Origin of the sequence: Streptomyces sp. 840.1 (assembly GCF_003751445.1) — a bacterium.
Taxonomy (GTDB): Bacteria; Actinomycetota; Actinomycetes; order Streptomycetales; family Streptomycetaceae; genus Streptomyces.
Genome location: NZ_RJUU01000001.1, coordinates 1,862,628 through 1,879,436 on the forward strand (window position 1 = coordinate 1,862,628; position 16,809 = coordinate 1,879,436).

General features: G+C 71.6%; 16 protein-coding genes and 1 pseudogene. 13 read left to right on the forward strand and 4 right to left on the reverse strand.

Annotated elements, in window-relative coordinates:
* Positions 1 to 8 precede the first annotated feature (8 nt).
* Together EDD93_RS08720 and EDD93_RS08725 are read right to left on the reverse strand one after the other, a co-directional pair.
* Positions 9 to 263, reverse strand: a complete 255-nt coding sequence (locus EDD93_RS08720; RefSeq protein WP_123524615.1) for a MoaD/ThiS family protein — start codon at positions 261 to 263, stop codon at positions 9 to 11.
* A 62-nt stretch (positions 264 to 325) separates the two neighbouring features.
* On the reverse strand, positions 326 to 1,222 hold the full coding sequence (locus EDD93_RS08725) for a S9 family peptidase (RefSeq protein ID WP_123524616.1): 897 nt from the start codon (positions 1,220 to 1,222) through the stop codon (positions 326 to 328).
* A 302-nt stretch (positions 1,223 to 1,524) separates the two neighbouring features.
* Between EDD93_RS08725 and EDD93_RS08730 the strand changes: the two genes are divergently transcribed.
* The 8 genes and pseudogenes from EDD93_RS08730 (at position 1,525) to EDD93_RS08765 (ending at position 8,632) form a co-directional block, all read left to right on the forward strand.
* Positions 1,525 to 2,328, forward strand: a complete 804-nt coding sequence (locus tag EDD93_RS08730; protein ID WP_123524617.1) for a response regulator transcription factor — start codon at positions 1,525 to 1,527, stop codon at positions 2,326 to 2,328.
* 24 nt (positions 2,329 to 2,352) lie between these two features.
* Positions 2,353 to 3,399: a LacI family DNA-binding transcriptional regulator gene (locus EDD93_RS08735; RefSeq protein WP_123524618.1), complete on the forward strand. Its 1,047-nt coding sequence runs from the start codon at positions 2,353 to 2,355 to the stop codon at positions 3,397 to 3,399.
* Between the two features lie 192 nt (positions 3,400 to 3,591).
* Positions 3,592 to 4,308, forward strand: a complete 717-nt coding sequence (locus tag EDD93_RS08740) for a DUF4232 domain-containing protein (RefSeq protein WP_123524619.1) — start codon at positions 3,592 to 3,594, stop codon at positions 4,306 to 4,308.
* Between the two features lie 130 nt (positions 4,309 to 4,438).
* Positions 4,439 to 5,533, forward strand: coding sequence for a S1C family serine protease (locus tag EDD93_RS08745; protein ID WP_123524620.1), 1,095 nt, complete (start codon positions 4,439 to 4,441; stop codon positions 5,531 to 5,533).
* A gap of 88 nt (positions 5,534 to 5,621) precedes the next feature.
* Positions 5,622 to 6,353, forward strand: a complete 732-nt coding sequence (locus tag EDD93_RS08750) for a response regulator transcription factor (protein WP_123524621.1) — start codon at positions 5,622 to 5,624, stop codon at positions 6,351 to 6,353.
* Complete coding sequence (locus EDD93_RS08755; RefSeq protein WP_123524622.1) at positions 6,350 to 7,774, forward strand: HAMP domain-containing sensor histidine kinase; 1,425 nt, start codon at positions 6,350 to 6,352, stop codon at positions 7,772 to 7,774. Before EDD93_RS08750 ends, EDD93_RS08755 begins: the two co-directional genes overlap by 4 nt.
* A 190-nt stretch (positions 7,775 to 7,964) precedes the next feature.
* Positions 7,965 to 8,078 (forward strand): annotated as a pseudogene (locus EDD93_RS40135) (DUF664 domain-containing protein); the annotation flags it as partial.
* 122 nt (positions 8,079 to 8,200) lie between these two features.
* Positions 8,201 to 8,632 (forward strand): hypothetical protein, encoded by a 432-nt coding sequence (locus EDD93_RS08765; protein WP_148083844.1) that lies wholly within the window; start codon positions 8,201 to 8,203, stop codon positions 8,630 to 8,632.
* 385 nt (positions 8,633 to 9,017) lie between these two features.
* Here EDD93_RS08765 and EDD93_RS08770 read toward each other — a convergent pair whose 3' ends face one another.
* Complete coding sequence (locus tag EDD93_RS08770; RefSeq protein WP_123524624.1) at positions 9,018 to 9,911, reverse strand: phosphatidylinositol-specific phospholipase C; 894 nt, start codon at positions 9,909 to 9,911, stop codon at positions 9,018 to 9,020.
* Between the two features lie 213 nt (positions 9,912 to 10,124).
* Between EDD93_RS08770 and EDD93_RS08775 the strand changes: the two genes are divergently transcribed.
* Positions 10,125 to 10,985: a TIGR03620 family F420-dependent LLM class oxidoreductase gene (locus EDD93_RS08775; protein WP_123524625.1), complete on the forward strand. Its 861-nt coding sequence runs from the start codon at positions 10,125 to 10,127 to the stop codon at positions 10,983 to 10,985.
* A gap of 81 nt (positions 10,986 to 11,066) precedes the next feature.
* Here EDD93_RS08775 and EDD93_RS08780 read toward each other — a convergent pair whose 3' ends face one another.
* Positions 11,067 to 12,956 (reverse strand): bifunctional UDP-sugar hydrolase/5'-nucleotidase, encoded by a 1,890-nt coding sequence (locus tag EDD93_RS08780; RefSeq protein ID WP_123524626.1) that lies wholly within the window; start codon positions 12,954 to 12,956, stop codon positions 11,067 to 11,069.
* A 307-nt stretch (positions 12,957 to 13,263) separates the two neighbouring features.
* On the opposite strand from EDD93_RS08780, the gene mshD reads away from it, so the two are divergent.
* The 4 genes from mshD (at position 13,264) to EDD93_RS08800 (ending at position 16,571) form a co-directional block, all read left to right on the forward strand.
* Entirely contained in the window at positions 13,264 to 14,202 is a 939-nt protein-coding gene (gene mshD / locus EDD93_RS08785) for a mycothiol synthase (RefSeq protein WP_123524627.1), read from the forward strand.
* Between the two features lie 91 nt (positions 14,203 to 14,293).
* Positions 14,294 to 14,704, forward strand: a complete 411-nt coding sequence (locus EDD93_RS08790; RefSeq protein WP_123527660.1) for a GntR family transcriptional regulator — start codon at positions 14,294 to 14,296, stop codon at positions 14,702 to 14,704.
* Positions 14,701 to 15,603 (forward strand): ABC transporter ATP-binding protein, encoded by a 903-nt coding sequence (locus EDD93_RS08795; protein WP_123524628.1) that lies wholly within the window; start codon positions 14,701 to 14,703, stop codon positions 15,601 to 15,603. Before EDD93_RS08790 ends, EDD93_RS08795 begins: the two co-directional genes overlap by 4 nt.
* Positions 15,600 to 16,571, forward strand: a complete 972-nt coding sequence (locus EDD93_RS08800) for an ABC transporter permease subunit (RefSeq protein ID WP_123524629.1) — start codon at positions 15,600 to 15,602, stop codon at positions 16,569 to 16,571. Before EDD93_RS08795 ends, EDD93_RS08800 begins: the two co-directional genes overlap by 4 nt.
* Positions 16,572 to 16,809: the final 238 nt, after the last annotated feature.

Below are 16,809 nucleotides of genomic sequence, written 5' to 3' on the forward strand. Positions count from 1 at the left end.
TCTGCGGTTCACCCTCCTGCGAACGGCGGGAGCACCTCGACCGTGCCGCCCTCGGCAAGGCGTACGGTCTCATGGCTCCGGGTCCCGACGGGGTCACCGTCTATGAGGAACGAGCACCTTTGCAGCACTCGGGTCAGCTCACCGGGGTGCCGCACGCGTGCCGCGTCGAGCGCCTCCTTGAGCGTCGCGGCGGTGTACGGCTCCTCGGCCGTTCCGGCAGCGGCCTTGGCGGCTGCCCAGTAACGGATCGTTCCCGCAGGCATGGCGGCGGCTCCTCTCGTCTCGCGTCGGCTCACGCTCGGCTGTCCATCATCGTGCACCCGGGTCACCGGTCCGCCGCCCAGTCTGCGATGCGGCCGAGCAGGGCAGCGTCCGACGCGTTCTCCGCGTGCCCCATCCCGCGCTCCAGCCACAGTTCGGCGGCCCCGTCCGCCGCGTCGGCCAGCATCCGGGGGTGGTCGAGCGGGAAGTACGGGTCCCTGTCCCCGTGCACGATCAGCAACGGGGCCGGGGCGATCGCCGGGACCGCCGCGACCGGCGAGAGCGGGACCGGGTCCCAGTCGTTGCGGTCGATCCGGGTCCGGAAGCCGTACCGCCCGACGAGCCGGCCGGCGGGCCGGGTGACCACCCAGTGCAGACGACGCATCGGAGCCGTACCCCGGTAGTACCAGCGCGCCGGGGAGCTCACGGACACCACCGCATCGGCGTACGCCCCCAAACGCGCTTCCGTGCGCCCCCCGCGCACCGGAACGGGCCGGACGCCCTCGCGCTCCGCCGCCGGATCCGTATACAGCGCCCCGTGCCGGAGCACCACGGAACCGCCCATCGAGAACCCGACCGTAACGACCCGCCGGTGCCCGAGCGACCGCGCCCAGGCCACCGCGGCCGCCAGGTCCAGCACCTCGCGGTCGCCCACCGTGGACCGTCCGCCGGAGCCGCCGTGCCCCCGGAACGAGAACGTGATCACGGCCGCACGCTGGGAGAACACCTCCACGGCGCGCCGCACCGCAGGGCGGTCGGCCGAACCGGTGAATCCGTGCGCGACGACGATCGCCGTGCCGGTGTCGTCCGCACCCGCGAGTGCGCCGTCATCCGCCGTACACGGGTCGTACACCGCCTCGATCGGCACGCCGTCATCCGCCCGCAATGTCGCTCGTGACGGCCGGCGCGTGATCAAGGGAACAGAGGAACTCCGAAATCGCCCCTCGGACACAGAACTCATGTGGGCTATTCTGCTGGGAAGAGGATCCGGGCAATGCAGCCCCCGGGTCCTTTTGTGCTTTCCGCGCGTTGTTACGGAGACGTTTCAACAAGCTCAGCGGCCCTGGGCGCGGGGCCGTACCCGTAAAACCCGTATGACGAAACGTTGTACGGCACAACACGAATAAGCGTACGAAGCAGTGCCGCATACTCCCCCGGGCCGGGCCCGGGAGTGCCCCTCTCGCAGGGAACGAGGAGGACCGACGTAATGGGCGAGCCAACCGTGCACGATCATCGACCGACGACCCAGGCAGGTGGGCGGCGATGAGTTCACTGCTGCTCCTGACGAATGCCCTTCAACCGTCGACGGAGGTGCTCCCCGCCCTCGGTCTCCTGCTCCACAGCGTGCGGGTGGCGCCCGCCGAAGGCCCCGCTCTCGTCGACACCCCCGGTGCCGACGTCATCCTCATCGACGGACGGCGCGACCTGCCCCAGGTGCGCTCGCTCTGTCAGCTGCTGCGGTCCACCGGACCCGGCTGTCCGCTGATCCTCGTCGTCACGGAGGGCGGTCTCGCGGCCGTCACCGCGGACTGGGGGATCGACGACGTCCTGCTGGACACGGCGGGACCCGCCGAGGTCGAGGCGCGGCTGCGACTGGCCACCGGCCGGCAGCAGATCACCTCCGACGACTCCCCGATGGAGATCCGCAACGGCGACCTGTCCATCGACGAGGCGACGTACAGCGCCAAGCTCAAGGGCCGGGTCCTGGACCTGACGTTCAAGGAATTCGAACTGATCAAGTACCTGGCGCAGCACCCGGGCCGGGTCTTCACCCGGGCCCAGCTGCTCCAGGAGGTCTGGGGCTACGACTACTTCGGCGGCACGCGGACGGTCGACGTACACGTCCGGCGGCTGCGCGCCAAGCTCGGCCCCGAGCACGAGTCGCTGATCGGCACCGTCCGCAACGTCGGCTACCGCTTCGTCGCACCCGAGAAGGTGGAGCGGGCCGCGGCGGAGGAGGCCAAGGCCGCAGCCGCGAAGGCGGCCGCCGAAACCCTCACCCGTTCGGAGCAGTCGGAGGCCGTCGAGGTTCCGGAAGAAGCCCCGGTCCGGCCTGCCAAGAGGTAGGTCGATCCGCGTAGACTGCCGCGCGTGGCCAAGGTGACGCGGGACGATGTGGCGAGACTGGCGGGGACGTCGACCGCGGTCGTCAGCTACGTCATCAACAACGGACCCAGGCCGGTCGCCCCGGCCACGCGCGAGCGGGTACTCGCCGCGATCAAGGAGCTGGGCTACCGGCCCGACCGGGTCGCCCAGGCCATGGCCTCGCGACGGACCGACCTCATAGGGATGATCGTGCCGGACGCGCGGCAGCCGTTCTTCGCGGAGATGGCGCACGCGGTCGAACAGGCTGCCGCCGAGCGCGGGAAAATGGTGCTCGTCGGCAACTCCGACTACCGCGACGAGCGCGAGGTCCACTACCTGCGGGCCTTCCTCGGCATGCGGGTCTCCGGGCTGATCCTGGTCAGCCAGGGCCCCAGCGAGCGGGCCGCCGCGGAGATAGAGGCCTGGGACGCCCGGGTCGTGCTGCTGCACGAGCGGCCCGAGGCGATCGACGACGTCGCGGTCGTCACGGACGACGTCGGCGGCGCCCAGCTCGCCACCCGCCACCTGCTGGAGCACGGCAACGAGTACGTGGCGTGCCTGGGCGGCGTGGAGTCGACCCCGGCGGTCGGTGACCCGGTGGCCGACCACGTCGAGGGCTGGCGCCGGGCGATGCACGAGTCCGGCCGCTCGACCGAGGGCCGCCTCTTCCAGGCCCCGTACAACCGGTACGACGCCTACCGGGTGGCGCTGGAGCTCCTCGCGGGCCCGGACCGTCCCCCGGCGATCTTCTGCGCGACGGACGACCAGGCCATCGGGGTGCTGCGGGCCGCGCGCGAGCTGCGGATCGACGTGCCGGGCGAGCTGGCGGTGGCGGGCTTCGACGACGTGAAGGAGGCCGGGCTCACCGATCCGCCGCTGACCACGGTCTTCTCGGACCGCCCGGCGATGGCACGGGCGGCCGTGGACCTGGTCCTCGACGACTCGCTCCGGGTGTCGGGCTCACGGCGGGAGCGGCTGAAGCAGTTCCCCTCGGCGCTGGTGGTGCGGCGCTCCTGCGGCTGCGGTGAGCCCCCGGCAGCCCGGCGCGGCTGAAAAGTCCAGGGGGCGGGCTCGGTCTGTCCCCCTACCTCCGCTTTCACGTAACGGGGCGTCGACCCGCGTGTCACAGCGGGGTCTTGATCCAACTCCGGCCGCAACGGCCCGCCCGACGACAGATGTCCTATGAAGCAACAACGCCCGCTCAGCCGGAACGGGCGTTCCCCCCACTGCTTCCCGGGAGTCCCCATGCGCGTCAAGAAGATCTCGGCCCTCGCCCTCGTCGTCGCCGCCGCCGGCCTCTCGCTGACCGCGTGCGGCGGCAGCGACGGATCGAGCGCTTCCGCCGACAGCAGCACGTCCACCTCGGCGAGCAGCTCCACCGGCGGTCAGGACGCCGGCTCCGGCAACGCGAGCGACTCCACCGAGGACGAGAGCTCAGCCTCGGGGCCGTCCTCCTCGTCCGAGTCCAAGTCCAAGTCCAACGCCTCCACAGGCTCCGGCTCCGGCAAGGACACCGGCCTCGGCACCGAGACCTCGGCATCGGCCGCCATGTGCCGGACCGACGATCTCGCGTTCAGCACCGCCTCCGCAGGGGTCAAGAACCAGCTGGTCGTCAACCTGAAGAACACCGGCTCCGGCAAGTGCAGCATGCACGGCTTCCCGGGCGTCGAACTCGTGGGTCCCGACGGACTGGGCGACACCGGCCCGGAGGCCGCCCGCACCGACGCCGAGGCGTCCACCGTCACCATCGCGCCCGGCGAGGAGACCCGCTTCCTGCTGCGTTACATCCCGGCCACCGACGGTTCCGGCAAGACCTACACCCGGCTCTCCGTCACCCCGCCCAACGAGAAGGTCTCGGCCATCGCGAACCTCGACGGCCTGACGATCACGGTCCCGTCCTCCGCCGGCTCCCCCGACGTCTTCGTCGACCCGATCGGCTACCACACCGGCTCCGGCAAGTAGCGGCGGAACAGCCCCGCCGGCGGGGCCGAGGGCGCACACGAGGGGCCTTTATATCGGGCATACGAGGTTCTGCCGGGCTTCTCAGGGCGTACTCACGCTCCTCTCATCTTCGCTGGACACTCTTCTAGACATGACAGAGAGCCAGCGCCCGAGCGGCGAGTACCCGATGTACCCCTCGTACGGCAACGGCGACGCGGCCTACCCGCCGCCGCCGTCATACCAGCCCGCGCAGTCGGCGGGCCCGGCCGGCGGTGACCCCGTGTGGCCGGCCCCCGAGCAGCAGCCGGCGCCCGAGTCGTCCGCTCCCCGGCGCCGGGCCCGCCGCCCGGTCGCGCTCCTCGCGGCGGTGGCCATCGCGGCGGCGATCGTCGGCGGCGGCACGGCCACCGTGATCGGGCAGCTCACCGACCACGGCACGAACAGCACCGGCAGCGGCATCATCCCGGGCACCACCGTCTCGCAGAGCAGCAAGGGCACCGTCTCCGGTGTGGCGGCGGCCCTGTCACCGACGATCGTCGAGATCAGCGCGTCCTCGAACGCGGGCCAGTCCACCGGCTCCGGCGTGATCATCACGTCCGGCGGCGAGATCGTCACCAACAACCACGTCGTCGCGGGCGCGTCCTCGGTCAAGGTGACGCTCAGCACCGGCAAGACGTACACCGCCGACGTCGTCGGGACCGACCCCGACAAGGATCTCGCGCTGATCAAGCTCCAGGGCGCGAGCGGGCTGAAGACGGCCACGCTCGGCGACTCCTCCAAGGTCGCCGTCGGCGACCAGGTCGTCGCCATCGGCTCGCCCGAGGGCCTCACCGGCACCGTTACCAGCGGCATCGTCTCCGCGCTCGACCGGGACGTCACGGTCGCCAAGGAGGGCGACAGCGGGCAGGGCCAGAGCCAGGGGCAGGGCCAGGGGCAGGGCGGTCAGGGTGACGGACAGCAGTGGCCGTTCGAGTTCGGCGGCAAGCAGTTCAACGGCGACACCGGCGACTCGACCACCACGTACAAGGCCCTGCAGACCGACGCCTCACTCAACCCGGGCAACTCCGGCGGTGCGCTGATCAACATGAACGGCGAGATCATCGGCATCAACTCCGCGATGTACTCGGCGAGTTCCGCCGCAGGCTCGGACAGCTCCGCCGCGGGCAGCGTCGGCCTCGGCTTCGCCATCCCGGTCAACACCCTCAAGGCCGACCTGGACACCCTGCGGGCCGGCGACAGCTCCTGACCCGAGCCTCAGCACCTGGACCGTGCGAGGCTGAGAAGCTGGACGCCAGCGCCCGGCCCCGTACGGATGAGAAGAGGACGAAGCAGCGATGAGCCCCGCCGAAGACGATCCGCAGCGCATCCTGATCGTCGACGACGAGCCCGCCGTGCGCGAGGCCCTGCAACGCAGTCTCGCGTTCGAGGGGTACGGCACCGAGGTCGCCGTCGACGGTCTCGACGCCCTCACCAAGGCGGAGTCGTACGCCCCCGACCTCATCGTCCTCGACATCCAGATGCCCCGGATGGACGGGCTGACCGCCGCCCGCCGCATCCGGGCCACCGGCACCACCACGCCCATCCTGATGCTCACCGCCCGCGACACCGTCGGGGACCGGGTCACCGGGCTCGACGCGGGCGCCGACGACTACCTCGTCAAGCCCTTCGAGCTGGACGAGCTGTTCGCCCGCATCCGGGCCCTGCTGCGCCGCAGTTCGTACGCGGCCACTTCGGGCGCCGAGCTCCCCGACAACAACGTGCTGGCCTTCGCCGACCTCCGGATGGACCTCGCGACCCGCGAGGTCCACCGCGGCACCCGCCTCGTCGAGCTGACCCGCACCGAGTTCACCCTGCTGGAGATGTTCCTCGCGCACCCGCGCCAGGTACTGACCCGCGAGCAGATCCTCAAGGCCGTCTGGGGCTTCGACTTCGAGCCGAGCTCCAACTCGCTGGACGTGTACGTGATGTACCTGCGCCGCAAGACGGAGGCGGGCGGCGAACCCCGCCTCGTCCACACGGTGCGGGGCGTGGGGTACGCGCTGCGGGCGGGCGGGGGCGAGGCGTGACCGGCCCGCTCCGGCGGATCCGCGCCCTGCCGCTCCGCTCCCGGCTGGCGCTGCTCGTCGCGACAGCGGTGGCCGTGGCGGTGGCTGCGGTGGCGGCGGCGTGCTGGTTCGTGACGAGGGCGCAGCTGGAGCACCAGGCGGATGCGACGCTGCGCAACTCCAACATCGACGAGCGCTATCTGACCAACCTGTACAACTACTGCCTGGGCAACGCCCAGATTCAGCCCAGTCCCTACTCCGGGCTCACCGTCCAGCTCATCGACGCCCAGGGAACGGTCTGCCTCGCCCCCGACTCGTCGAAACTCCCGGTGACCGAGGCCGACCTCGCGGTGGTCAACCGCGAGGGGAGCGGGGCGCTGCACACGGAGACCGATGCCGACGGGGTGACGATGCGTGTCTTCACCTACCGGGTCACGGTGTTCGGGTCCGGCCTGCCGCGTACCGACCTCGGCGTCTCCGTCGCCCGCCCGCTGAGCGAGACCGGCAAACCCCTCTCCACCCTCGCCTGGGTCCTCCTTCTCGTGTCCGGCATCGGCGTCATCGGAGCCGGCGCCGCCGGTCTCTGGGTCGCCCGCTCCGGACTGCGCCCGGTCGACGAGCTGACCGAGGCCGTGGAGCACGTGGCGCGCACCGAGGACCTCACCGTCCGCATCCCGGTCGAGGGCGAGGACGAGATCGCGCGCCTCTCCGAGTCGTTCAACTCGATGGCCGCCTCGCTCGCCACCTCCCGGGACCGCCAGGCCCAGCTGATCGCGGACGCGGGCCACGAGCTGCGCACCCCGCTCACCTCCCTGCGTACGAACGTGGAGCTGCTCGCCCGCAGCGACGAGACGGGCCGCGCGATCCCGCCGGACGACCGCAAGGCGCTGATGTCCTCGGTCAAGGCCCAGATGACCGAGCTGGCCTCGCTCATCGGTGACCTCCAGGAACTGGCCCGCCCGGACGCAGCCCAGCCGGGACCGCTCCAGGTGGTGGCCCTGCACGACATCACCCGCACCGCCCTGGAACGCGCCCGGCTGCGCGGCCCCGAGCTGACGATCACGGCGGAGCTGGCCCCCTGGTACGTACGGGCCGAACCGGCGGCCCTGGAGCGGGCGGTCGTCAACGTCCTGGACAACGCCGTGAAGTTCAGCCCGCAGCGCGGCACGATCGACGTCGTCCTGCACCGGGGCGAGCTGACGGTGCGGGACCGCGGCCCCGGCATCCCCGCCGACGAACTCCCGCACGTCTTCGAGCGCTTCTGGCGCTCCCCGTCCGCCCGCCAGCTCCCCGGCTCGGGCCTGGGCCTCTCGATCGTCGCGCGTACGGTCCAGCAGGCGGGCGGCGAGATCGCCCTGCTCCCGGCCACGGGCGGCGGGACGGAAGCGGTGATCCGGCTGCCGGGAGCACCGCAGCCGCCGCCGGACGCGCCACGGACGTAGGGACGCGGACGCAGGTCAAGCCGACGGTGGAGGCGCTCGAGAAGGCCGCTACCGAAACGCAGAAGGCCTACGACAAGGCTAGTAGCTCCGCTACGAGACCATGTCCGCGCCTTGCGATCGCACGCACCAGACGCCGCCGGCCCGCCCTCCGGGCGGACGACGCTACCTTCAAAACACGCCCTAGGCCTGGTATCAGCCACGCTGGGGCGAAGAGGTGTCACTGCGGATGGTGATGGTGCACGGGCTTCTGGGGTACGGCCGCCACAACGGGCACGCAGACCTTCTGCGTGAAGGCGTCGACGGGATCACCGCGGGGTCCTGTCCGGCCCTGTTCCCGCCGCCGGAAAGATCGTTGCTCTGCCCCGCCTCCGCATTCCATACTGAGTGCCGCCGCCAGAGATTCTGGCGGTGTTCAGGGGGGTAATCATGCGTATTGCTCGTAAGGCAGGCGTCGCGCTGACCAGTCTCGTGATGGCCGGGGGCCTCGCCACCGCGGCATCCGGTTCGGCTTCCGCCGCGGCGGACGAGATCTGCGGGTACCCGGCCGTCGATGTCTACAACAGCGCCGGCAAGTGGGCCGGCTCCGCCCAGTGGAGCGCGGACCCCGGCTGTGGCGTGACGGGGGACACCCTCGGCGCCTTCGATGCCACCGCCGACGGATACGGCGTCGTCGCCCACCTGAGCGCGCCCGACGGCAGCATCGCCGAACGTGTGGTCAGCACCTCCGGCCACAACTCGCCCTACACCGCGTGGAAGAGCGGCAACCTGCCCGAGGGCCATCAGTACGTCATCTGGGCCTGCCTGACAAAGGGCGGCGTCGCGTCCCACTGTACGAAGACGAAGACCGTGACCTCCTGACGCCCGAGTCCGCCGAAGGCTTGCGCCTGACGGGTCGCGTGCTCCTCGCCGGGTGAGCCCCGGCCGCCGCGGTGGATTCCGCGGCGGCCGGGGCTTTCGGCCGATCGGCGCAGAGACATCGCCGGGCTGCTGGAGGTGCCGCGGCCTGCGGTGGGCCGCTGAAGCGCCGTTATACGGGTTCGGGTTCGCCGCCGGACAGGCATCCCGGTGCGCACGGAGGACGACCGCCCCCGGCTCTACGCGTGGGGCCGGTGGTACGAGGTCGCCGCCCACCACCACGCGATCCCGGCAACGCCCTGGACCTCTACGGGCCCGGCCGTGCGCCTACGCCGTCAAACCGGCCGGCGGCCCCGCCGGGGGCCGCACGGTGATGCGGAATGACGGCTCAGCCCGCCGGGTTGTGCCGGATCAGCGATTCCACCAGCCCGGACCGGGTCGCCGGGAAGTCCAGCGGGACGATGCCGAGACCGGTCCAGCCGGATGCCTGCGAACTGTCGAGGAGCGACTGGACCTGCGGGTTGAGCCGGTCCGCGTTGGAGCGGACCGGGAGAAGGGCGGCGGTCGAGACGTAGTTCATGTAGAACTTGCCCGGCTGCCCGGCCGCCTTGCGGAACTGGGCCTCGATCTTGGGGTACTTGGCGAACGGCTCCGCCATGTAGTCGTCCTGGATGTCGAAGAGGGTCGGATCTGCGTAACGCACCCCGGGAAGACCGCCGTTGTCCGCGAGCAGGACGACCTTGCCGCGCGCACCGCCCAGCGTGGGCAGGGCGGAATCGATGTGGAACAGCGGCCGCCAGCCCCTGTTGTCGAGGTAGTCGTCGAAGACCGCCCGGAACGCCGCGTCGCTCTCCTCCGAGTACTCCTGCTTGACCCGCATCAGCACGGTCTCGGTGGGCCGCTCGGCCAGGAAGTCCCAGCACGCGCCCAGCACATCGCCGAACATCAGGTTCTGGAACGAGGCCCCGTGGTGGATCGCGAAGGATCCGCCGGTGATCCGGCACCGTACGTCGAGGAAGCGCAGCCCGCTGTTCAGCTGCTCGGCGATCGTGGTGTTCTGGCACTCGGTCCAGGGCCCGCCGTAGCGGGCGCCGGAGTCGTGCGAGCCCGGAATGGTGAGCCGCCGCAGCTCGGTGGGGTCCGCGATGCCACTCATCCAGTCCTGGGTGGTGAGGGCCCGGCGGGCCGAGGCGCGCGCGGGAGCCGTGCCCAGGACGGCGGTGGCGGAGACGGCCAGTGCGCCGGCCAGGAAGTTCCGGCGGTTGGCTGTGTACGGGCTCATGCGGGGACGCCTCCGGGTGCCGTGTGGGGGTCAGCGTGGTACTGGCGTACGAGTCGGGTCCATGGATTATGTCGGGTGCGCGCCACGGCAGGAAGAGGCCGTCTCCGGAGCATCCGGACACCGGTGGTCCGGTTCCGGACAGAGTGACTCAAGCACTGCGGCAGGCTGCTGACACGTGGTTAGAAATGAGCTCCCACAGAGGAGGAGCAGCTGATGAAGCTCGGAACAATCGGGATATGGAGCCTGGCGTTCACGCACGGGGACCGCGGGGAAGCCAAGGAAGCTGCCGCGGAGCTGGAGGACCTGGGGTACGGCACGCTCTGGCTCGGCGGCGACCCCGGCGGCAACCCGAGCGGGGACCTGGCCACCGCCGCCGACGTGCTGGACGCGACCGACCGGGTCACGGTCGCGACCGGCTGCGTGTCCATCTGGGACCGGCCCGCTACGCGACTCGCCGCCGCCTACCACGCACTGCCCGAGCACCAGCGGGCCCGGCTGCTGGTCGGACTCGGCGTCAGCCACGCCGAGTGCGTCGACCGCTACCGGCGCCCCTACGCGGCACTCGCCGGGTTCCTGGACGAGCTGGACGCGGCCTCGCCTCCGCTGCCCGCCTCCGCACGGATCGTGGGCGCCCACGGGCCCATGATGACCCGCCTCGGCGCGGCCCGGTCCGTCGGAGTGCACCCGTACCTCGTGGACGTCACCCACACCGCGCGGGCCCGGTCCGAGCTGGGTACCGCGTCCCTGCTGGCCACGCAACAGACCGTCATCCTCACCACGGCCCCCGCGACCGCCCGGTCCCGGGCCCGGACGATGCTCGCCCCGTACCTGAGGCTCGCCAACTACCGGGAGGCCTGGCTGCGCATCGGCTTCGACTCCGGCGATCTGGCCGACGGCGGCAGCGACCGGCTGGTCGACGCCCTGTTCGCCTGCGGGACGCCCGACGAGATCGCCGCCCGGATCACCGAGCACACGAAGGCGGGCGCCGACCACATCGCGCTCCAGGTAGTCACCGCCGACCGCAGTCACTTCGCCCGCGCCGCCTGGCGTGAACTCGCCGCAGCGCTGTGCTGAGACGGCAGGACGCGAGCACGGATGCGGGGGCGGCAGGCTCTCCCGCCCACCGCCCCCGCATCCGTGCCGCGTGCGTACGCCCTACTGAACGACCGTGATCCGGTCCGTCGCCGGCGGGGCCAGCGGCGCGGCGGCCGTGGAGTGCGCGGCCAGGTAGGCGTTGAACAGGTCCAGGTCGGAGGCGCCGACCAGCTTGTTGGTGCCCTGGCCGAGCGCCGCGAAGCCGTCGCCGCCGCCCGCCAGGAACTCGTTCATCGCGACGCGGTACGTCTTGGCGGGGTCGATCGCCTCGCCGTTCAGCAGAATCGTGTCGGCGACCACCCGGTCCGCGCCCGACTTCGTCATGTCCAGCGTGTACGTGAGGCCCTTCGACACCTGAAGGATCTTCGGGCTGGCCTCGTTCGCACCGCTGACCTGCTGCTTCAGTGCGCTGACGAGCTGCGCACCGGTCAGGTCGAGGACGTTCATCATGTTGGTGAACGGCTGCACGGTGAACGACTCGCCGTACGTCACGACGCCGTCGCCCTCGCTGCCCGTCGCCTTGTAGACGAGGTCGGCGCGGATACCGCCCGGGTTCATGAACGCGACGACCGCCCCGCCCTTGTCCGCCGGGGCCAGGCCCTCCAGCTGCGCGTCGGCGATCAGGTTGCCGAGCGGCTTCTCCGGGGCCGTGGAGCCGCGGCCGTTGATGTCTGCCGAGATGTAGCCCTGCGGCCGGTTCGCGATCGGCGCCGCGAGGGTGTTCCAGCGCGCGATGAGGGCCGTCATGTCGGTGGCCGGTGCCTGGTCCCGGTCGACGATGTGGTTCGCGGAGACCGGGTTCGCGGGCGCGGGGTGCGGGTGGTGCTTCGACGGCTTCGAGCCCTTCGTCCCGCTGCCCTTCACCGCCGTGCGCACGATGTCGCCGGTGCGACGGTCGTAGGTGAGCGTCGTGTCCGTGTACAGCTTGCCGAACGACGAGGCCGAGGTGACCAGGCGCGGGTTGCCCGCCGGGTCGGGGATGGTGCACACGTACGCCTGGTGGGTGTGGCCCGTCACCAGCGCGTCGACCTTCGGCGAAATGCCCTTGGCGATGTCGGTGATCGGCCCGGAGATGCCGTCACCGGCGGCCGGGCTGTCGCAGTCGTAGTTGTACGACGACGAGGCGGGCAGGCCTCCCTCGTGGATCAGGGCGACGATGGACTTGACGCCCTGCCGGTCCAGCTCCTTGGCGTACTTGTTGACCGTCTCGATCTCGTCGTGGAACTTCAGGCCCTTGACGCCGTTGGCGGTCACGATGTTCGGGGTGCCCTCCAGGGTCACGCCGATGAAGCCGATCTTGACGCCGTTCTTCTTCCACACCGTGTACGGCTTGAGGATCGGCTTGCCGGTCTTCTCGCTCGTCACGTTGGCGGCGAGGTACGGGAAGTCGGCGCCCTTGAACTTCTTGCCCTTCTCGTAACACCCCTCGACCGGGTGGCAGCCGCCGTTCTGGAGGCGGGCCAGCTCGGTGGCGCCCTCGTCGAACTCGTGGTTGCCGACGCTCGTCACGTCGAGGTCGATCTTGTTGAGCGCCTCGATGGTCGGCTCGTCGTGGAAGAGCCCCGACAGCAGCGGGCTCGCACCCACCATGTCGCCGCCGGCCGCGGTGATCGAGTACGGGTGGCCCTTGCGCGCGGTACGCAGCGAGGAGGCGAGGTACTCGACGCCGCCGGCCGGGACGGCCTTCACCGTGCCGTCGGCCTGCTTCTCGCTGACCGTACCGGCCGAGCCGGCCGGTGGCTCCAGGTTGCCGTGCAGGTCGTTGAAGGACAGCAGTTGTACGTCGACGGTCCGGTCCGGCGCGTGATGGCCGTGGTCCTTGCCGTGCCCGTGCCCGCGCTCCTGCGCGCCGGCCGGCATGGCCGCGACGAGCGCTCCGACGGTGGCGAGCCCGGCCGCGGCGGCGAGCACCCGCCGGGATGCGCGGTTCTTCTGTGGTGTCGCTGACATCGGTCCCCTTGTGAGTTCAGCGGAGGTTCGAGAGTGGTGACGAGTCTGGAGACTGCGTGCCGCAGCCTAGAGTCAACGCGCGTAGCGCGACAGGTGTTCGGGGTTACGAACTGGTTGCCGCCCGGTCGGAACGGGGCCATTCGCCCATATGGCGCCGCGCCCCGGAGCGCGGGGTTCCGTCCTCAAGCGCCGGACGGGCTTGATCGGCGCGGGTGCCCCACGCCCCGGACAAGGGCGAGGCCAGGGACAAGGCCAAGGCCGAAGAACCTCACGGCCGCCCGCCCGAGGGCCACGTACGCTCGTACACATGACGACTGACGTACCCCTCCCCGCCCCCGGACGCGAGATCCAGACGCTCGACGCCCTCTCCCCCGAGCAGGCGGAAGCCGTCTCCGGGCTGCTCGCCGAGGCGGCCCGGTCCGACGGCAGGCAGGCCGTGTCCGAGCAGGGGCGGCTGCAGCTGCGCGGCGGGCACCGGGAAGGTGTGCGGCACTTCCTGCTGACCGCCGGGGGCGTGCTCGTCGGGTACGCGCAGCTGGAGGACACCGACCCCGTGGAGGCGCCGGCCGCCGAGCTGGTCGTGCACCCCTCGCACCGCGGGCACGGGCACGGGCGGGCGCTCGGGGCGGCGCTGCTGGCCGCCACCGGGAAGCGGCTGCGGGTGTGGGCGCACGGCGGCCGGTCCGCGGCGCGCCACCTCGCGCAGGTGCTCGGGCTCTCGCTCTTCCGCGAACTGCGCCAGCTGCGGCGCCCGTTGAGCCCGTTGAACATCGCGGAGCCGGTGCTGCCGCCGGGCGTCACCGTCCGCACGTTCGTCCCCGGTCAGGACGACGCGGCCTGGCTGGCCGTGAACCGCGCCGCCTTCGCCCACCACCCCGAGCAGGGCTCGCTGACCCAGCGCGACCTCGACGACCGCAAGGCCGAGCCCTGGTTCGACCCGAAGGGCTTCTTCCTGGCCGAGCGCGCCAACGGCGCCGACGGCGCCGAGCTGATCGGCTTCCACTGGACGAAGGTGCACGCCGAGGACCAGCTCGGCGAGGTGTACGTCGTCGGCATCCGGCCCGACGCGCAGGGCGGCGGCCTGGGCAAGGCGCTCACCGCGATCGGGCTGCGCCACCTCGCCGCCGAGGGGCTGCCGACCGCGATGCTCTACGTCGACGCGGACAACACCGCGGCCGTGGCGGTCTACGAGCGCATCGGCTTCACCACCCACGAGGTCGACCTGATGTACCGCACGGAGTCCTGAGCCCTCGCAACTCAGCAGGGAGGCGGCGTCGGTTGACGCCGCCTCTTTTTTACGCCACCCTTTCACTACTCAATTAGTGAAAGGGGTGAACATGGCACAGTCCGCAGCGGTCGAGTTCCGCATCGACCGGCGCAGCGGCGTCGCCACGTACCTCCAGATCGTCCAGCAGACCAAACAGGCCCTGCGCCTGAATCTGCTCAGGCCCGGCGACCGGCTGCCGACCGCACGCGAGGTCGTGGAGGCCACCGCCATCAACCCGAACACCGTGCTCAAGGCCTACCGGGAGCTGGAGCGCGAAGGGCTCGTCGAGGCCCGGCGCGGGCTCGGCACCTTCGTCACCAGCACCCTCGGCGGCGCGGCGGCCGCCGACGACGCCCCACTGCGCGCCGAGCTCGCCGACTGGGCCCGCCGCGCCCGCACGGCCGGACTGGACAAGGACGACGTGAGCGCACTCTTCACCGCCGTACTGAACAAGACCTTCGAGGGAGAACAGGCCGGATGACAGGCGCTGCGATCGAGGCCGATGGCCTCGGCATGAAGTACCGGGGCAGGGGCGGGGGCTGGGCCCTGCGCGACTGCTCGTTCCGGCTGCCCGCCGGACGCGTATGCGCCCTCGTCGGCCCCAACGGCGCGGGAAAGTCCACCCTCCTGAGCCTGGCCGCAGGCTTCCTGCGACCGGCCGAGGGCACCGTGCGCGTGCTGGGCTCGACTCCGGGGGACGCCCGTGCGCGCATGGCCTTCGTGGCCCAGGACAAGCCGCTGTACCCGCAGTTGACGGTCACCGAGACCCTCTGGGCGGGCGCCGAGCTGAACCCGGACACCTGGGACCAGGACGTCGCCGAGCGCATCACCGAACCGCTCCCCGGCGACGCCAGGGTCCGCAACCTGTCCGGCGGCCAGCACACCCGGCTCGCCCTGGCCCTTGCCCTCGGCAAGCGGCCCGAACTGCTGCTCCTGGACGAGCCCATGGCCGACCTGGACCCGCTCGGCCGGCACCAGCTGATGGGCGCACTGATGGCCGAGGCCGCCGAGCGGTCCACCACCATCGTGATGTCCTCGCACATACTCGCCGAGCTGGAGGGCGCCTGCGACTACCTCCTGCTCGTCGACGGCGGCCGCGTCCGCCTCGGCGGCGAGACCGACGACCTGCTCACCGCGCACACCCTGCTCACCGGCCCGGTACGGGACCTCGCCCCGCACACCGTCGTCGAGTCCCGCACCACGGGACGGCAGCTGACCGCACTCGTCCGGAAGGAGGGCCCGGTGGACACCGACGACTGGGAGACCGCCGCACCGTCACTGGAGGAGCTGCTGCTGGCACACCTGCGCTCCCCCGACGCACCCCCGCTGCTCACACCGAGCGCGGCCACCGGGACCCTGGCGGCGGTGAGCGCCGCATGAGCGCCCTCGCCCTGCGCGGCCCGGCCCGCGTCGTCGTACTCCAGCACCGCCGCGCCCTGTGGATCACCGGGGCGGCCGCACTCGTCGGGATCGCCCTGATCGGCGTGGCCTGGTGGGTGACGTCGGCCGCCGCCACCGACTTCGACGACACCGGCTGCTCGGTCCGTCACACCGTCCGCGGCTGCGGTATCGAGGTCCGCCACGTCCTCAGCGTCGAGCTGTACTTCAACCGCCTGCTCGAGTACGCGGGCGCCGCCATGATGGTCCTGCCCGCGGTCATCGGCCTCTTCGTCGCCGGGCCCATGATCGGCCGCGAGCTGGAGGACGGCACCTACCGGCTCTCCTGGAGCCAGTCCGTCACCCCCGCCCGCTGGCTGGCCGCGAAGCTCGCCGTCCCCGCCGCCCTCACCGTGGCCGGCGTCTGCGTCCTGTCCGCCGTGTACGCCTGGGCCTGGATCCGGGCACGCGGCACGAACTACCCGGCCCAGTGGTTCGAGCCACAGGTGTACGGGGCGATGGGCCCCGCCCCCGTCGGCTACGCCCTGCTCTGCCTCGGACTCGGGGCTCTCGCCGGGGTGGCGCTGCGGCGCACGCTGCCCGCCATGGCCCTCACGGCGGCCGCCTACGCCGTCGTGGCCCTCGTCATGAACTACGTCCGCAGCGGTCTGTGGCCGATGCGCACGGACACCACGGCCCTGGGCAGCGAGCTCCGCTACCCGTCGGCGGCCTCCGACGTCCACGTCGGCTGGATGACCGGCGACGGGACCCGGCTGGGCGACGCCACCTGCATCAACGCGGACGACGTCGACGCGTGCATGGCCCGGCACGGGGCCACCTCGCAGTACATCGACTACCACCCGGCCGGGCACTTCTGGCCGCTCCAGCTGGTCGAGACCGGCATCCTGCTGCTCCTCGCGGCCGCCGCGGCCGCCGTCGCGTTCCGGGTGCTGCGCCGCAGCCACGGCTGAGCGGCCGCGAGGTCACCCGGTGGCCGTGTCCGGGGGCTCCATCCGCCCCCGGACACGGCCACACCGCTTCCTGCATGTCATGTCGCCGTTACCGGGCATTCAGACGCCCTTGCGACCCTCTCAGGATGCAGCCAGCTGTGCCGTCCCCCCGCAACGGGAGAATTCCCGGCAGAGAACGCGCCGACCGTGCGATCTCCGCGATCTCACCCCCCTCCGACGCGCCCCCGGAGCACTCCGC

Excerpts from the sequence above, each read along its gene's own strand:
- EDD93_RS08720 (WP_123524615.1), bottom strand. The coding sequence starts at position 263 with ATGCCTGCGGGAACGATCCGTTACTGGGCAGCCGCCAAGGCCGCTGCC.
- EDD93_RS08725 (WP_123524616.1), bottom strand. The coding sequence starts at position 1,222 with ATGAGTTCTGTGTCCGAGGGGCGATTTCGGAGTTCCTCTGTTCCCTTG.
- EDD93_RS08730 (WP_123524617.1), top strand. The coding sequence starts at position 1,525 with ATGAGTTCACTGCTGCTCCTGACGAATGCCCTTCAACCGTCGACGGAG.
- EDD93_RS08740 (WP_123524619.1), top strand. The coding sequence starts at position 3,592 with ATGCGCGTCAAGAAGATCTCGGCCCTCGCCCTCGTCGTCGCCGCCGCC.
- EDD93_RS08745 (WP_123524620.1), top strand. The coding sequence starts at position 4,439 with ATGACAGAGAGCCAGCGCCCGAGCGGCGAGTACCCGATGTACCCCTCG.
- EDD93_RS08750 (WP_123524621.1), top strand. The coding sequence starts at position 5,622 with ATGAGCCCCGCCGAAGACGATCCGCAGCGCATCCTGATCGTCGACGAC.
- EDD93_RS08765 (WP_148083844.1), top strand. The coding sequence starts at position 8,201 with ATGCGTATTGCTCGTAAGGCAGGCGTCGCGCTGACCAGTCTCGTGATG.
- EDD93_RS08770 (WP_123524624.1), bottom strand. The coding sequence starts at position 9,911 with ATGAGCCCGTACACAGCCAACCGCCGGAACTTCCTGGCCGGCGCACTG.
- EDD93_RS08775 (WP_123524625.1), top strand. The coding sequence starts at position 10,125 with ATGAAGCTCGGAACAATCGGGATATGGAGCCTGGCGTTCACGCACGGG.
- EDD93_RS08780 (WP_123524626.1), bottom strand. The coding sequence starts at position 12,956 with ATGTCAGCGACACCACAGAAGAACCGCGCATCCCGGCGGGTGCTCGCC.
- mshD (WP_123524627.1), top strand. The coding sequence starts at position 13,264 with ATGACGACTGACGTACCCCTCCCCGCCCCCGGACGCGAGATCCAGACG.
- EDD93_RS08790 (WP_123527660.1), top strand. The coding sequence starts at position 14,294 with ATGGCACAGTCCGCAGCGGTCGAGTTCCGCATCGACCGGCGCAGCGGC.
- EDD93_RS08795 (WP_123524628.1), top strand. The coding sequence starts at position 14,701 with ATGACAGGCGCTGCGATCGAGGCCGATGGCCTCGGCATGAAGTACCGG.
- EDD93_RS08800 (WP_123524629.1), top strand. The coding sequence starts at position 15,600 with ATGAGCGCCCTCGCCCTGCGCGGCCCGGCCCGCGTCGTCGTACTCCAG.